The organism is Pseudoalteromonas sp. TAE56 (assembly GCF_000497955.1).
In the GTDB taxonomy this organism is placed as follows: domain Bacteria; phylum Pseudomonadota; class Gammaproteobacteria; order Enterobacterales; family Alteromonadaceae; genus Pseudoalteromonas.
In genome coordinates this window covers 19,414-34,917 of record NZ_AUTN01000135.1, presented here as the reverse complement: position 1 = coordinate 34,917, position 15,504 = coordinate 19,414, and the positions used below count along the sequence as shown (strand labels likewise).

The following is a 15,504-nucleotide window of genomic DNA, read 5'->3' as shown; positions in this document are numbered from 1 at the left end:
TTGAACGCAATAAATGTATGATTTATAATCATTAATGATGTGCGGGAATAAAAATTATATCTCTGGGAGTTTAACTGTGTATCTGTCGGTTTGGCAAAGTTGTTTATATGTATTGCAAGATGAGTTGCCTTCGCAGCAATTCAGTATGTGGGTAAGACCGCTACAAGCAGAAAGTACCGAAGATACCTTGACGATTTATGCACCTAATCGCTTTGTGCTTGATTGGGTGAGAGAAAAGTACCTAAATAGAATTAACGAATTACTAGTAGAAATTTGTGGTGTTGAAGCACCAAAACTACGTTTTGATGTAGGTAGTAAACCTTTATTAAATGCACAAGCTGCACCGGTTATAGAAACTCAATCAGCACCAAGTGCACACGCTTCAGCAAAACAACAGCCTCGCGAGCAAAAGCCAGTTGTTGAACCTGCACCTAAGTCAGGTTACAAATCTAACATTAAAGAAAACTATACTTTTGATAGCTTTGTTGAAGGTAAATCAAACCAATTAGCAAAAGCTGCGGCCACACAGGTTGCCGACAATCCTGGCTCTGCTTTTAACCCTGTATTTATATACGGTGGCACTGGTTTAGGTAAAACTCACTTATTACATGCAGTAGGTAACGGCATTATGGCAAATAAGCCAGATGCTAAAATTGTTTACATGCATTCAGAACGCTTTGTTCAAGATATGGTAAAGGCACTTCAAAATAATGCGATAGAAGAATTTAAGCGTTATTACCGTAGTGTTGATGCATTGATGATTGATGATATTCAATTTTTTGCTAACAAAGAGCGTTCACAAGAAGAGTTTTTTCATACCTTTAATGCATTGCTTGAAGGTAACCAACAAATTATTTTAACCTCTGACCGTTATCCTAAAGAGATTGAAGGCGTTGAAGACAGGCTAAAATCACGTTTTGGTTGGGGATTAACAATTGCGATTGAGCCACCAGAGCTTGAAACGCGTGTTGCTATTTTGATGAAAAAAGCCCAGCAAAGTAAGATTAACTTACCACACGAAGTTGCCTTTTTTATTGCAAAAAAATTACGCTCGAATGTACGTGAATTAGAAGGTGCACTTAACCGTGTAATCGCTAATGCGAACTTTACGGGTCGTCCAATTTCTATCGACTTTGTAAAAGAAGCGCTACGCGATTTACTTGCCTTGCAAGATAAACTGGTTACCATAGACAATATTCAGCGCACTGTTGCTGAGTACTATCGAATTCGTATATCTGATCTGTTATCTAAGCGCCGCAGCCGCTCTATAGCGAGGCCGCGCCAAGTAGCTATGGCATTATCTAAAGAATTAACTAATCACAGCTTACCTGAGATTGGTGACGCATTTGGTGGACGCGATCATACGACCGTATTACATGCATGTCGTAAGATAAAATCACTACGTGACGAAAGCCACGAAATTAAAGAAGATTACCAAAATTTAATAAGAACATTGTCATCTTAGGGCTGACTTTATTATGCAAATAACAATATCAAGACAACAATTTTTAAAGCCATTGGTGCAAGTGTCTGGCGCAATAGAGCGCAAGCACACGTTGCCAATTTTATCTAACGTATTGTTAGTGGTAGAAAACGGACAACTTTCAATGACGGGTACTGACCTTGAAATTGAACTTGTTTCTGGTGTATTTGTAGGTGATGATATTGCCGATACAAAACTAACGTTACCCGCTAAAAAGTTACTCGATATTTGTAAAAGTCTACCTGATGGTTCAGACATTACTTTAAGCTTGCAAGAGCATCAATTACTTTTAACTAGTGGTAAAAGCCGTTTTTCATTAACGACTTTGTCTGCTGATGATTTTCCCAATTTAGAAGAGTGGGACGGAGAGGTTGAGTTTCAACTAACTCGTTTAGAGCTTCGTAAGTTACTTGAAAGCACGCATTTTTCAATGGCAAATCAAGACGTACGTTATTACTTAAATGGTATGTCGTTTGAAGTAGATAATACCGATATAAAAACAGTGGCGACAGATGGTCACCGTTTGGCTATAGCGCAAAAGCAATTAACGCAATCGCTTAATACTCAACGCCAATTAATTATTCCTCGCAAAGGTGTGCAAGAAATTATGCGTCTTATGGTCGCTGACGACGAATTGGTAACAATTCAGTTTGGTGCCAACCATATTCGTATCATCGATCTTGAGTTTACATTTACAAGTAAACTAGTTGATGGGCGCTTTCCTGATTACCGTCGAGTATTACCACGCGGTGGGGATAAGGTAATTACAGCTAACCGTGAATGGTTACGAAATGCGTTTCAACGAGTGTCTATTTTATCTAATGAAAAGTTTCGTGGTGTACGCTTAAACTTATCAAACGGTTTATTAAAAATTACGGCTAACAACCCAGAGCAAGAACAAGCTGAAGAAGTTGTTGAAGTCAGTTACGAAGGCGCTGACCTAGAAATTGGGTTTAACGTGTCTTACGTATTAGACGTACTAAACACACTAAAAACAGAAGACGTACTATTTACATTAGCTGACTCAAATAGCAGTGCATTAATTGAAGGTGCAGGCGATGAAGAAGCAATGTATGTTGTTATGCCTATGCGTTTATAAGATTATAAATACATAATGAGCTTAAGTCATTTGAGCCTCAAATATTTTCGTAATATTGAGGCGCTGACGCTAGAACCAGTCAATGGCGTTAATATAATTTATGGTGAAAATGGCAGCGGAAAAACCAGCCTTTTAGAGGCTATTTATTACCTTTCTCACGGCAAATCTTTTCGTACTTCAAAACACAAAAGTATTATTGCGCATCAGCATGAGCAGTTTGTAATTCATGGGCGCAAAACAATTCACGACTTATCTATTCCTATTGGCATTAGCAAAACTCAAACGGGTGAAACTAATTTAAAAATCCAAGGAAAAGCGAGCCGTAAAATATCTGAACTAGCTCAACTCATGCCAGTGCAAATTATTACACCAGAGAGTTATTCCTTATTTTTTGGTGGGCCGAAAGAGCGTAGAAAGTTTTTAGATTTAGGTTTGTTCCACGTGGAACATGAGTTCTTTTTTTTGTGGCAATCGTTTAATAAAGTACTTAAACAGCGTAATGCATTGTTAAAAACTAAGCCAAAGAATTATTTTGACCAAATTAAGTTTTGGGACAAAGAATTTGTTAGACTGGCTGAAGAAATAAATAAATTAAGATTGGCGTATATAAGTAGGTTTAAGCAGCAGTTTTTTGATAAAATGTGTGCAGAATTAACGCTTGTACGTGATTTAGAAATGACCTTTAACGCAGGCTGGAAAGAGACCGAATCTCTTGCAGATGCGTTAGAGCAAAACTTTGAGCGAGATGCTCGCCAAGGGTTTACAAGTAAAGGCCCTCATAAGGCCGATTTTAGTTTTAGTGTCGCTGGCAACAGCGTGGAGAATACATTCTCACGCGGTCAATTGAAGCTATTATTGTATGCGTTAAAAGTTACGCAAAATAGCTTAATTGAGTCAGAGACAGATAAGCAATCTATATTGCTAATAGATGATCTACCTTCAGAGTTAGGCGAAGATACAAAAGAGAAAGTGGGACAATTACTTGCTCACTGCAGTTCTCAAATTTTTATCTCTTCAATTTTGTCTGAAAGTATTTCTGCTGTGGTGGAACCCATGCAACGAGAACTACAAATGTTCCACGTGAAACATGGCAACCTAATAACAAGATAAGTGGGATTAACCATGTCTGAGAATTATGACTCGTCGAGTATTAAAGTACTTAAAGGATTAGACGCAGTAAGAAAGCGTCCTGGAATGTATATTGGGGACACCGATGATGGCACAGGCTTACACCACATGGTGTTTGAGGTCGTTGATAACTCGATCGATGAAGCCTTAGCAGGTCATTGTGATGATATTTATGTAACGATTCACTTAGACGGTTCTGTCTCAGTACGAGATAACGGTCGTGGTATTCCAACTTCTATCCATGAAGAAGAAGGCGTATCAGCAGCCGAAGTTATTATGACGGTACTTCATGCCGGTGGTAAGTTTGATGATAACTCTTATAAAGTATCAGGTGGCTTACACGGTGTTGGTGTTTCTGTTGTAAATGCACTTTCAGAAAAGCTAAAACTTACAGTTCGCCGTGAAGGTAAACTTCATGAGCAGTTTTACACTATGGGTGTTCCAGATGCACCTCTAGCTGTTATTGGTGACTCTGAAACTACGGGCACTGAATTACGTTTTTGGCCAAGTGGTGAAACATTCACAAACTTAGATTTTCATTACGAAATTTTAGCTAAGCGTTTACGCGAGCTTTCATTCCTAAATTCAGGTGTGAGCATCATTTTAAATGATGAACGTGAAGAAAATAAATCTGATCACTTTAAATACGAAGGCGGTATCCAAGCTTTCGTTGAATACTTAAACCGTAATAAAACACCTATACATAAAGGTGTATTCCATTTTACTCACGAACGTGAAGAAGATGGTATTAGCGTTGAAGTATCAATGCAGTGGAATGATGCATACCAAGAAAACATTTACTGTTTCACAAATAATATTCCACAACGTGATGGTGGTACTCACTTAGCCGGTTTTAGATCAGCGCTAACACGTACACTTAATAACTACATGGAAAAAGAAGGCTTTAACAAAAAAGCTAAAACAACCAGTAATGCTACCGGTGATGATGCCCGTGAAGGCTTAACTGCTGTTGTTAGTGTTAAAGTTCCTGATCCTAAGTTCTCATCACAAACTAAAGACAAGCTAGTTTCAAGTGAAGTTAAGTCTGCAGTTGAACAAGCAATGGCTGAAAAATTCACGGAGTTTTTATTAGAAAACCCAACTGATGCCAAAATTGTTGTAGGTAAGATTATTGATGCCTCACGTGCTCGTGAAGCGGCGCGTAAAGCCCGTGAAATGACTCGTCGTAAAGGTGCAATGGACTTAGCTGGTTTACCAGGTAAGCTGGCTGATTGCCAAGAAAAAGATCCTGCCCAATCTGAACTATATATAGTGGAAGGGGACTCTGCTGGCGGATCAGCCAAGCAGGGACGTAACCGTAAAAACCAAGCTATTCTTCCACTTAAGGGTAAAATCTTAAACGTAGAAAAAGCACGTTTTGATAAAATGTTATCTTCACAAGAAGTAGCAACACTAATTACTGCATTAGGGTGTGGTATTGGTCGTGACGAATATAATCCTGAGAAATTACGCTATCACCGTATCATCATCATGACCGATGCGGACGTGGATGGTTCTCATATTCGTACGTTACTATTAACATTCTTCTATCGTCAAATGCCTGAAATTGTAGAACGCGGCTATATTTATATTGCTCAACCACCACTTTATAAAGTGAAAAAAGGTAAGCAAGAGCGTTATATTAAAGATGACCCTGCATTAGTTGAATACCTAACATCGCTAGCTCTTAATGGTGCTGCGTTGTATGCAAGTACAGATGCACCAGCTCTTGAAGGTGAAGCACTAGAAGAAATCGTTCACGATTATCAAAACACAGTTAAAGTAATTGAGCGTTTAAAACGTAAATACCCTAACACGGTAATGGAACGCTTAATCTATCAAACAGAGTTAAAAACGGATGACCTTTCTGACGAAGCGAAAGTAATTGCTTGGACAAAAGAGTTAGTTGATGACCTAGTTGAACGTGATGAAGATGCGACTATTTTCCATGCAGGTACAGAGCATGACACTGAGCGTAATATGTATTACCCGGTTGTGAATATTCGTCAGCACGGTGTTGATAAAGCGCACGTACTTCATTATGACTTTATTGCGTCACGTGACTACCAACGCATTGCTGTGACTGGTACTCACATCGCAAACATCCTTAGTGAAGGTGCATATATTCAACGTGGTGAGAAAACAAAACCTGTTGATAACTTTGTGGATGCTTTGGAATGGTTGATCACAGAATCTAAGCGTGGGATCTACATTCAACGCTATAAAGGACTAGGCGAAATGAACCCTAGCCAGCTGTGGGAAACAACAATGGATCCTAGTGCTCGTCGTATGTTGCAAGTAACTATTGAAGATGCTGTTGGCGCGGATCAATTATTTGCAACCCTAATGGGCGATCAAGTTGAGCCTCGTCGTGAGTTTATTGAAAATAACGCACTACGTGTAGTTAACCTAGACGTGTAAAAATATTACTTACATTGAAAAAGGAGCCTAATGGCTCCTTTTTTATTTTCTACACAAACTGCTTAAAACCTGAGTGTACACACGGTATACTAAGGGTAATTTTCACGCTACTTCTTAGATAGTAAAAAGCCAAATATGCAAAAATATGACGTAAAAACCTTTCAAGGTTTGATCCTGGCTTTACAGGATTATTGGGCGCAGCAAGGCTGTGTCATTATTCAACCACTTGATATGGAAGTGGGCGCAGGGACATTTCACCCGCAAACATTTTTAAAGTCTATTGGTCCAGAGCCAATGGCAAGTGCATACGTGCAACCGTGTCGTCGTCCTACCGATGGTCGTTACGGTGAAAATCCAAATCGCTTACAACACTACTACCAATTCCAAGTTGTTTTAAAGCCATCGCCAGATAATATCCAAGAGCTTTACTTAGGCTCTTTAGCGGCTATGGGTATCGATACACTAACTCACGAAGTTCGCTTTGTAGAAGACAACTGGGAATCACCTACATTAGGTGCCTGGGGCTTAGGTTGGGAAATTTGGTTAAACGGCATGGAAGTAACGCAGTTTACCTACTTTCAACAAGTAGGCGGTATTGAGTGTTCACCTGTAACAGGTGAGATTACTTACGGCCTAGAGCGTTTAGCAATGTACATTCAAGGCGTAGATAGTATTTACGACCTAGTATGGGCAGACGGTCCACTGGGGCGTGTAACCTACGGCGACGTATTCCATCAAAATGAAGTAGAGCAGTCTACTTACAATTTTGAACACGCAAACGTAGAAGACTTATTTGCTCAGTTTGATAAATGTGAAGCAGAGAGCCAAAAGTTAATTGAAGCAAACTTACCACTACCGGCTTACGAGCAAGTAATGAAAGCATCGCATGCCTTTAACTTACTAGACGCACGACACGCTATTTCGGTAACAGAACGTCAACGTTATATTTTACGCGTTCGTGCGTTATCAAAAGCGTGTGCACAAAGTTACTATGACAAACGCGAAGCGCTTGGTTTCCCGCTGTGTAAGGATAAGTAAGCATGTCAGCACAAAATTTATTAGTAGAAATTGGCACAGAAGAGTTGCCACCAAAAGCACTGCGTAAATTAGCAGAAGCTTTTGCTGCAAACTTAACTGCAGAACTTGAAACACTCGAATTAGCACACCAAGGCGTAAGCTGGTATGCATCGCCTCGTCGTTTAGGTTTACAAGTAAAAGCGCTTGAAGCTAAGCAACAAGACAAAGAAGTTGAAAAACGTGGTCCAGCGACTAAAGCCGCATTTGATGGTGACGGTAACCCAACAAAAGCAGCAATGGGTTGGGCGCGTGGTTGTGGTATTGAAGTAAAAGATGCACAAACACTCGAAACAGACAAAGGCGCATGGTTATTGCACATTGCTAAAGTAGCAGGGCAAGAAACCAAATCGCTAATGACAGGTGCAATTACTAAAGCGTTAGCTAAATTACCAATTCCTAAACCAATGCGTTGGGGCGCGAATAAAACACAATTTATTCGTCCTGTGCATACGGTAACTATTTTGTTTGGTGATGAGCTACTTGAAGGCGAGATCCTTGGTAAGAAAATAACTAATCAGCTTCAGGGTCATCGTTTTCATCACCCAGAAAAAATTAGCATAAACCATGCGGATGACGTTTTTGACGTACTTAAATCTGCTTACGTTATTGCCGATTACGAACAACGTAAAGCGCAAATTCGTACGCAAATAGAAGAGGCTGCAAAGGCAGTTAATGCTGTTGTTGCAATGGATGAAGATTTACTAGAAGAAGTAACATCACTTGTAGAGTGGCCAGTTACTTTAACGGCAACATTTGAAGAAGCATTTTTAGATGTACCAGCCGAAGCGTTAATCTATACCATGAAAGACGATCAAAAATATTTCCCGTTATTAGATCAAAACGGCAAACTTTTAAATAAGTTTTTGTTTGTATCTAACATAGAAAGTAAAGATCCAAGTGTAGTTATTTCTGGTAACGAAAAAGTAGTGCGCCCGCGTTTAGCAGATGCACAGTTCTTCTTTGAAACAGATAAAAAGAAAACACTAGAAAGCCGATTAGAATCGCTTGATAGCGTATTGTTCCAAAAACAACTTGGTACGCTTAAAGATAAGTCTCAGCGTATTAGTGAGCTTGCAGGTTATATTGCTGAGCAATTAGGTGCTGATAAAGTGCTAGCACAGCGTGCAGGCTTATTAAGTAAAACTGACTTAATGACTGAAATGGTAATGGAATTTACCGACGTACAAGGTGTAATGGGAATGCATTACGCTCGCCACGACGGTGAAGCCGAAGATGTAGCCATAGCACAAAACGAGCAGTACATGCCACGCTTTGCAGGCGACAACTTACCTACAAACTTAATTAGCTGCGCAGTAGCGATTGCTGATAAGTTTGACACGCTGGTGGGTATTTTTGGTATAGGCCAAGCACCTAAAGGTGACAAAGACCCATTTGCGCTTCGTCGTGCTGCTATTGGTGCACTTCGCATTATGGTAGAAAAAGAACTACCACTTGATATTTTAGACCTAGTAGCTAAATCGCAAACATTATTTGGCGACAAGTTAACTAACTTAAATGTATCAGCTGATGTATTTGAATTTATGCTAGGGCGCTTCCGTGCTTGGTATCAAGACGAAGGGATTGAAGTAGACGTAATTCAAGCTGTGCTTGCACGTCGTCCGACTAAACCAGTTGATTTTGATCGCCGTGTTAAGGCCGTAAGTCACTTCCGCACATTAGACGCAGCAGAAGCGCTTGCAGCAGCTAATAAGCGTGTAGGTAATATTCTGGCTAAAAACGACATTACCAGTCAAGGTAGTGTTGATGAGAGCTTATTAAGCGACGATGCTGAAAAAGTATTGGCATCACAAGTAGCAAAATTTGCCACTGACCTTGCACCACTTTATGCAGACGGTAACTACCAAGAAGCATTAAGCCAATTGGCCGGTATTCGACAAAGTGTTGATAACTTTTTTGACAACGTAATGGTTATGGCCGACGATGAAGCAGTTAAGCAAAATCGTCTTGCGCTATTAAGCCAGTTAAGCGGATTGTTTTTAGGTATTGCAGATATTTCTGTTTTACAAAAATAACACCGATTAGCAATTTTAAAAGCCAGCGTTTTGCTGGCTTTTTAGTTTTCACTGTATGCAAAGGAAACCCCATTGATGATTTCTATGAAACGAATTTTAACCTTAGCAATTGCTGGTTTACTTACTGCCTGTACAAGCCAAATTTCGATTAACGATGTATTGCCACAGCAAGAGCTAGATAAAACAATTTATCTAAGAGGCGACTTTACGCTTTGGGACGCTGAACCTCAGTATCAGTTTTCGCCAGTTGGTCCTGCGCTTTATCAAGCAGAAGTTAAATTTTCTAGCCCTGGTAAAGTGTACGAATTTAAAATAGCAGATGCCGATTTTAGCGAAGGTTATAACTGTGGTTATAGCGACGCACAACCAGAGGGGCAAAGCCTAACACTCGGCCAGCCAGCTATCGCAGACTGTAATACTATTTATAACTACTTTAGTTTCACACCAGCAATAAAAGGCACGTACATAGTAAGTATTGATTACAGTGACTACGACAAGCCACAAGTGACGATAACGAAGAAGTGATAGCTGTATTTTTAAAGCAGCCCGAGTGAATTAATGGATTTGTGACAAGGACGTTGTATGAAAACTAAAGAATGGAACGAAGAAATAAAAATTGATGATATTACTTATCCTGCTGATCAACTAAATAGAAAGCAAGATGCAGAACTGCTTACTAAGATCCTTGTTCGTCGCTCAAATGCGAATAGGGAGAAGCCCAATAAATCCTCTTATGTAATTAACGTAAATGCGGAATGGGGGGCAGGTAAAACTTATTTCGTAAAACGTTGGGCTGAAAACTTAAAGCATGAACATCCGGTTGTTTACATAGATGCTTGGTCGAATGATTTTATGGATTCACCTATTATTACAGTGCTTGCTGAAATACAAGAGCAACTTTTAGAAACAATCAACAAAAGTCATTTAACTCAAGCCAAAAGAAAAAGCTTTAAAAATATAGGTATATCTGTCTTACCAAAAATTTTAGCAGCATTGGTTAAGCGATATGGTGGCTTTGATATTGAAGACCTATTTGTAGACGAAAACTCTGACACAGATGGTACTTCTTCATCAACACAAAATAATAAACCATTAGATTTGTCAGCAGCTATGGAAGCAATGACAACACAAGCATTTAAAGAACATAGTGACTATAAGAAGGGGGTAAATGAGCTAAAGCGCACCATTAAGGAGTTAGTAAAATACTCGATTGAAAAGCCAAAAGGAGACTTACAAGCAATAGCTCGAAGTTATCCTGCGTTTATTTTTATAGATGAGTTAGATCGGTGCCGACCAACGTTCGCTGTAGAGATGCTAGAAGCAATAAAGCATATTTTTGATATAGAAGGTTTGGTAATTATCGTTTCAACACATACTGAAGAGCTACAGCATACTATCAAGGCTTTATATGGAAGTAACTTTAATGCAGATAATTATTTAAGACGCTTTTTCGATACAAAATATCATCTTGACGTGAATGTTTCAGCTTCTCTACTTGAGGCTAATTGTGACTTCTCAATTTTGCATAGCGATAAATTGAAAGAGCGTAGTATTTTGCTTTTTCCATTTCTTACTACAAATGATGAAGAGCTTAAAAAGCAAATCTCATTACTAGTTGTAAAAATTGCTCATTGGAAAAAGCTAGCACCAAGGTCTGCAATACAATTGGCTGATAGATTACTAACATCTATTGAGTTAATAGAGAGAGAGAAAACCGTAGACATTGTAATTTTATCAGTACTGATATGTTTATACATGTTTGATAAACCAGAGTTTGATTATTTTCATCAATTCTTTAGTGATTACCATTTTGTGTTTGATTTGAACGACGCTAATTCAAAAGTTTCAGATGAAAGTCTCAACCTCCCTGAAACATTAGAAAAGATGCTTTCAATGGCTCAACAACCCGATAGTTATAAGCAGATATTAAATTTAAAAAGTTATGAACATCAGAATCTAATACAACAACATCTTAGCTTTTCAGAGATAAATATTTTGTCATATTTTGAATACTTTAGAAAAGTATTGGGTAGAGCAAACAGTATCAAGACTGATGGTTATATGAATATGTTTGGTTATGATGGAAGGCATAAAATTACTGAGTCTCAATTACTGCAAGCACATATGACTTTCTTTGGTGTTAACAAATTAACTTTTAAAAACTATTTGGATTTAATTAGTTTAACCAATAAATTTTCTAATAGCTGATAGCTCACAACCCTTTCTTAACCACATATCTATACGGTGCTTCTTCTGCATCTTTAGCCACCAGCGTGTGATCCATAAACGTACAAAAACTCGGAATGTCGCGAGTTGTTGACGGGTCATCAGCAGTTATTAATAACGTTTCACCATCACTCATTTTACGAATAGCAGCACGTACCATCATTACTGGCTCTGGGCAGCGAAGGCCTATGGCATCTAATTGGTGATCGGGATTATCAAAGCTCATAATAAATTGACCTGTTTAATTAAAGTGATTGCTGCGTACGCGAGTGCTTAGGTATAGCAATTAATAAGTTTGGGAGTTTAACGCAATTTTAAGTGTAATTTAACTATTTTACTTATCTTAATATGCCCATTTTATTTGAAACTTTATTGCTGCAAAACACGTTATTTAATAATACGCCCGATCACATAATTCCGTAGTACTACATACTGGTGTTATAGCTGATAATTTTCACTTAATTAAAGCTAATAAAAAAGGCGAACTGAATAAAATCAGTCCGCCTTTTTAATCACCAAGATGGTTTTACATGTTCAAAACTAATTAGTCTTGAACACGTTCAAATACAGTGGCAATGCCTTGGCCTAAACCAATACACATAGTTGCTAAACCGTATCGTACATTTTTGTCTTCCATTAAGTGAATAAGCGATGTGCTAATACGCGAACCCGAACAACCCAGTGGGTGACCAAGTGCGATTGCGCCGCCATTTAAATTCACTTTTTCGTCAACAACATCCATTAACCCTAAATCTTTCATTACAGGTAATGATTGTGCTGCAAAGGCTTCGTTAAGTTCTACTACGCCTAGGTCATCAATTGTAATACCGGCTTGTGCAAGTGCTTTTTTACTTGCTGGTACTGGGCCGTAACCCATAATTGATGGATCGCAACCAGCGACTGCCATTGCTTTAATACGCGCACGAATTGGTAAACCAAGTTCTTTTGCTTTTTCTTCGCTCATTACTAACATTGCAGATGCGCCGTCAGAAAGTGCAGAAGAAGTACCGGCTGTTACCGTACCCGATGCAGGATTAAATACAGGGCGAAGCTTTGATAGACCTTCTACTGTTGTTTCTGGGCGAATTACTTCGTCGTCTTCAACTAAGATAAGCGAACCATCTGCATCGTGACCTTCCATTGCTAAAATTTCGCGACGGAAACGGCCTTCAACTGTGGCAGCTTGTGCACGTTGATGTGAACGGTAAGCAAATTTATCTTGCTGCTCACGGCTAATGCCATGAAGCGTTGCAAGGTATTCTGCTGTTAAGCCCATAGAGCCAGACGCTTGTGCAATTGATGTTGCTAAGCCTGGATGAAAGTCGTTGCCGTGAGTCATAGGTACGTGGCCCATGTGCTCAACACCACCAATTAGGTAAGTATCGCCAGCGCCTGTCATTATTGCGCGTGCTGCGTCATGCAATGCTTGCATAGACGAGCCACATAAACGGTTAACCGTTACAGCAGGTACGCTGTGTGGGATACCGGCAAGTAATGCTGCGTTACGTGCTACGTTAAAGCCTTGCTCTAATGTTTGCTGTACACAACCCCAATAAATATCGTCAATTGATGCTGGATCAACTGCTGGGTTGCGATCAAGTAAGCCTTTCATTAAATGTGCGCTTAAGTCTTCAGCACGTTTATGTTTGAATACACCACTTTTAGAGCGACCCATTGGTGTGCGGATACAATCTACAATTACTGGATTATTCATGATATTAACCTTCCACCTTATAGAAAACACGACCTTCTTCGGCCCACTTGCGAGTTTGTTCAGATACTTGGTAAATCGCACCTAGGTGAGCGTATTTGTCTGCTGCTGCAACAAAGTTAGCTAAACCAGTTTGATCTAAGTAACGGAACGCGCCGCCTCTAAATGGAGGGAAACCAACACCGTAAACTAATGCCATATCTGCTTCTTGCGGCGAGGCAACAATGCCTTCTTGCAAGCAAAGTAGCACTTCGTTGATCATTGGAATCATACAACGGTCGATGATTTCTTGTTTATCAAATTCTTTTGGTGCGTCTGTAATTGGGCTTAGTAGCTCAATTGCTGTCTCGTCATGAGACTTTTTAAGACGACCGCGACGATCTGTTTCGTATTTATAAAAACCGGCTTTGTTCTTTTGACCAAAACGTTTTTCGTTAGCAAAAATAGTTACAGGGTCTTTATCCGCACGAGCCATACGCTCAGGGAAACCGTCAGCCATTACGCCAGTACAATGGAATGCTGTATCAATACCTACAACATCAAGTAAGTAAGCCGGACCCATAGGCCAGCCAAATACGTTTTCCATTACTTTATCTACTTTTGCAAAGTTAGCGCCTTCAACCACTAACTTGCTAAAACCTGCAAAGTAAGGGAATAAAACACGGTTTACAAAAAATCCTGGGCAATCGTTAACAACAATTGGCGATTTACCTAATTTAAGCGCGTAATCAACTACTGCATTAATCGTTTTATCTGATGTTTTTGCACCACGGATAATTTCTACTAATGGCATTTTTGGCACTGGATTGAAAAAGTGCATACCACAGAAGTTTTCTGGCTTATCTAGCGCTTGGGCTAGTAAATCAATACAAATAGTTGATGTGTTTGAAGTAAGTACAGTGCCTTCTGGCATGTTCTTTTCAAGATCCGCTAGTACTGCTTGCTTAACTTTAGGGTTTTCTACAACGGCTTCAACAATAATGTTGGCACTTTGTAGATCTGACTCGTTAAGTGTTGGCTTAATTTTGCTAAGTGTTGCCAACATTTTTTCCATTGGCATGTGGCCACGCTTAACTTTTGCACCTAATAGCTTAGACGCTTCACCCATACCTAAATCAAGTGCATCTTGTTGGATGTCTTTCATTATAATAGGCGTGCCTTTATAAGCAGACTGGTATGCAATACCGCCTCCCATAATACCAGCACCTAATACAGCGGCTTGCTTAATTTCTACATCGCTGTGCTTAGCAAATTTACGTGCCTTACCTTTAATGTATTGGTCAGCTAGGAAAATACCTGTTTGTGCAGCTGCTTCTGGTGTACGTGCTAATTTAGCAAAGTTAGCGTTTTCGATTGCCATTGCTTCATCGCGAGTACAGTTTGCCGCTGCTTTAATAGTACGTACAGCCATAACCGGTGCAGGATAGTGGCCTTTGGTTTTACCCATTACCATACCTTCTGCCATAGCAAAGCTCATGCCTTGCTCAACACGGTTTAATTTAAGTGGTTGTAGTTTTACGTTGCGTTTTGCTTGCCAATCTAACTTGCCAGAAATCGCTAGCTCAAGTGTTGATACACTTGATTCTAAAAGTTTGTCAGCACTAACTACCGCGTCAAACGCACCTACTTTAAGGGCATCTGCTGCGCGATTTTCGGCGCCTGAGGTAATCCACATCATTGCGTTATCGGCGCCAATGATACGTGGTAAGCGCACTGTGCCACCAAACCCTGGCATTATGCCAAGTTTAACTTCTGGTAGGCCCATTTTAGCTGTTTCGCTTGCCACACGATAATCGGTAGCAAGTGCCCACTCACAACCACCGCCAAGTGCCATACCGTTTATAGCGCTTAGAGTTGGGAATGGTAAATCTTCGATCGCATCAAAAACGTCGGTTGCGTTTTTGATCCACACTACTAATTCTTCTTCAGGTTTAGTAAAAGTAGGTAAAAATTCGAAGATATCGGCACCAATAATAAAGTGTTCTTTATCACTGGTAAAAATCATGCCTTTAATATCAGTATTGGCGGCTAATTCTTTTAATGCTGCTGCGCAATCTGAAAGAGTTTTTTGAGATAATGTGTTTACAGAACCTGCAACACAAAACTTAAACTCGGCGATGCTTTCCTTTAGGAAGCTAACTTCAAAGGAATCGCTTTTATATAACATTATTATTCTCCCTAGTTGACGAACTAAGACTGGTACGATGAGTTTGCATTTCAATCAGTGTGCTTGCTTTAAATTAAAAATGCAACGAAAAATTTAACTCGGTTACAATCGACTGGTTAAAATATAGCTGGTTTGGTGCTAAGGTGGTTGAAAAGTTTT

General features: G+C 39.5%; 11 protein-coding genes. 8 read left to right on the top strand and 3 right to left on the bottom strand.

Annotated features, from left to right (window positions below; all coding sequences use genetic code 11):
* The first annotated feature begins 76 nt into the window (after positions 1-76).
* The 8 genes from dnaA to L656_RS0115960 all read left to right on the top strand — a co-directional run bounded on the left by dnaA (position 77) and on the right by L656_RS0115960 (position 11,449).
* Positions 77-1,465, top strand: coding sequence for a chromosomal replication initiator protein DnaA (gene dnaA / locus L656_RS0115995; RefSeq protein ID WP_010555148.1), 1,389 nt, complete (start codon positions 77-79; stop codon positions 1,463-1,465).
* Positions 1,466-1,478: 13 nt separating this feature from the next.
* The gene (gene dnaN, locus L656_RS0115990; RefSeq protein WP_024599960.1) at positions 1,479-2,582 is read left to right on the top strand and encodes a DNA polymerase III subunit beta; all 1,104 of its coding nucleotides are present in this window, start codon (positions 1,479-1,481) and stop codon (positions 2,580-2,582) included.
* A 15-nt stretch (positions 2,583-2,597) separates the two neighbouring features.
* Positions 2,598-3,692, top strand: a complete 1,095-nt coding sequence (recF, locus tag L656_RS0115985; protein WP_024599959.1) for a DNA replication/repair protein RecF — start codon at positions 2,598-2,600, stop codon at positions 3,690-3,692.
* Between the two features lie 12 nt (positions 3,693-3,704).
* On the top strand, positions 3,705-6,131 hold the full coding sequence (gene gyrB / locus L656_RS0115980) for a DNA topoisomerase (ATP-hydrolyzing) subunit B (protein ID WP_024599958.1): 2,427 nt from the start codon (positions 3,705-3,707) through the stop codon (positions 6,129-6,131).
* A gap of 135 nt (positions 6,132-6,266) precedes the next feature.
* Positions 6,267-7,169: a glycine--tRNA ligase subunit alpha gene (glyQ, locus tag L656_RS0115975; protein WP_007584197.1), complete on the top strand. Its 903-nt coding sequence runs from the start codon at positions 6,267-6,269 to the stop codon at positions 7,167-7,169.
* Positions 7,170-7,171: 2 nt separating this feature from the next.
* Positions 7,172-9,241, top strand: coding sequence for a glycine--tRNA ligase subunit beta (glyS, locus tag L656_RS0115970; RefSeq protein WP_024599957.1), 2,070 nt, complete (start codon positions 7,172-7,174; stop codon positions 9,239-9,241).
* Between the two features lie 75 nt (positions 9,242-9,316).
* Complete coding sequence (locus L656_RS0115965) at positions 9,317-9,766, top strand: hypothetical protein (RefSeq protein WP_024599956.1); 450 nt, start codon at positions 9,317-9,319, stop codon at positions 9,764-9,766.
* A gap of 57 nt (positions 9,767-9,823) precedes the next feature.
* Complete coding sequence (locus L656_RS0115960; protein ID WP_024599955.1) at positions 9,824-11,449, top strand: KAP family P-loop NTPase fold protein; 1,626 nt, start codon at positions 9,824-9,826, stop codon at positions 11,447-11,449.
* A gap of 4 nt (positions 11,450-11,453) precedes the next feature.
* On the opposite strand, the gene tusA is transcribed toward L656_RS0115960, so the two are convergent.
* The 3 genes from tusA to fadB all read right to left on the bottom strand — a co-directional run bounded on the left by tusA (position 11,454) and on the right by fadB (position 15,345).
* Positions 11,454-11,693 carry a sulfurtransferase TusA gene (tusA, locus tag L656_RS0115955; protein WP_007377644.1) on the bottom strand — a complete coding sequence of 80 codons (240 nt, stop codon included), beginning with the start codon at positions 11,691-11,693 and terminating at the stop codon, positions 11,454-11,456.
* Between the two features lie 318 nt (positions 11,694-12,011).
* Positions 12,012-13,181 carry an acetyl-CoA C-acyltransferase FadA gene (gene fadA, locus L656_RS0115950; RefSeq protein WP_024599954.1) on the bottom strand — a complete coding sequence of 390 codons (1,170 nt, stop codon included), beginning with the start codon at positions 13,179-13,181 and terminating at the stop codon, positions 12,012-12,014.
* Between the two features lie 4 nt (positions 13,182-13,185).
* Positions 13,186-15,345 (bottom strand): fatty acid oxidation complex subunit alpha FadB, encoded by a 2,160-nt coding sequence (fadB, locus tag L656_RS0115945; RefSeq protein WP_024599953.1) that lies wholly within the window; start codon positions 15,343-15,345, stop codon positions 13,186-13,188.
* Between the last annotated feature and the right edge of the window lie 159 nt (positions 15,346-15,504).

Excerpts from the sequence above, each read along its gene's own strand:
- dnaN (WP_024599960.1), top strand. The coding sequence starts at position 1,479 with ATGCAAATAACAATATCAAGACAACAATTTTTAAAGCCATTGGTGCAA.
- recF (WP_024599959.1), top strand. The coding sequence starts at position 2,598 with ATGAGCTTAAGTCATTTGAGCCTCAAATATTTTCGTAATATTGAGGCG.
- gyrB (WP_024599958.1), top strand. The coding sequence starts at position 3,705 with ATGTCTGAGAATTATGACTCGTCGAGTATTAAAGTACTTAAAGGATTA.
- glyQ (WP_007584197.1), top strand. The coding sequence starts at position 6,267 with ATGCAAAAATATGACGTAAAAACCTTTCAAGGTTTGATCCTGGCTTTA.
- glyS (WP_024599957.1), top strand. The coding sequence starts at position 7,172 with ATGTCAGCACAAAATTTATTAGTAGAAATTGGCACAGAAGAGTTGCCA.
- L656_RS0115965 (WP_024599956.1), top strand. The coding sequence starts at position 9,317 with ATGATTTCTATGAAACGAATTTTAACCTTAGCAATTGCTGGTTTACTT.
- L656_RS0115960 (WP_024599955.1), top strand. The coding sequence starts at position 9,824 with ATGAAAACTAAAGAATGGAACGAAGAAATAAAAATTGATGATATTACT.
- tusA (WP_007377644.1), bottom strand. The coding sequence starts at position 11,693 with ATGAGCTTTGATAATCCCGATCACCAATTAGATGCCATAGGCCTTCGC.
- fadA (WP_024599954.1), bottom strand. The coding sequence starts at position 13,181 with ATGAATAATCCAGTAATTGTAGATTGTATCCGCACACCAATGGGTCGC.
- fadB (WP_024599953.1), bottom strand. The coding sequence starts at position 15,345 with ATGTTATATAAAAGCGATTCCTTTGAAGTTAGCTTCCTAAAGGAAAGC.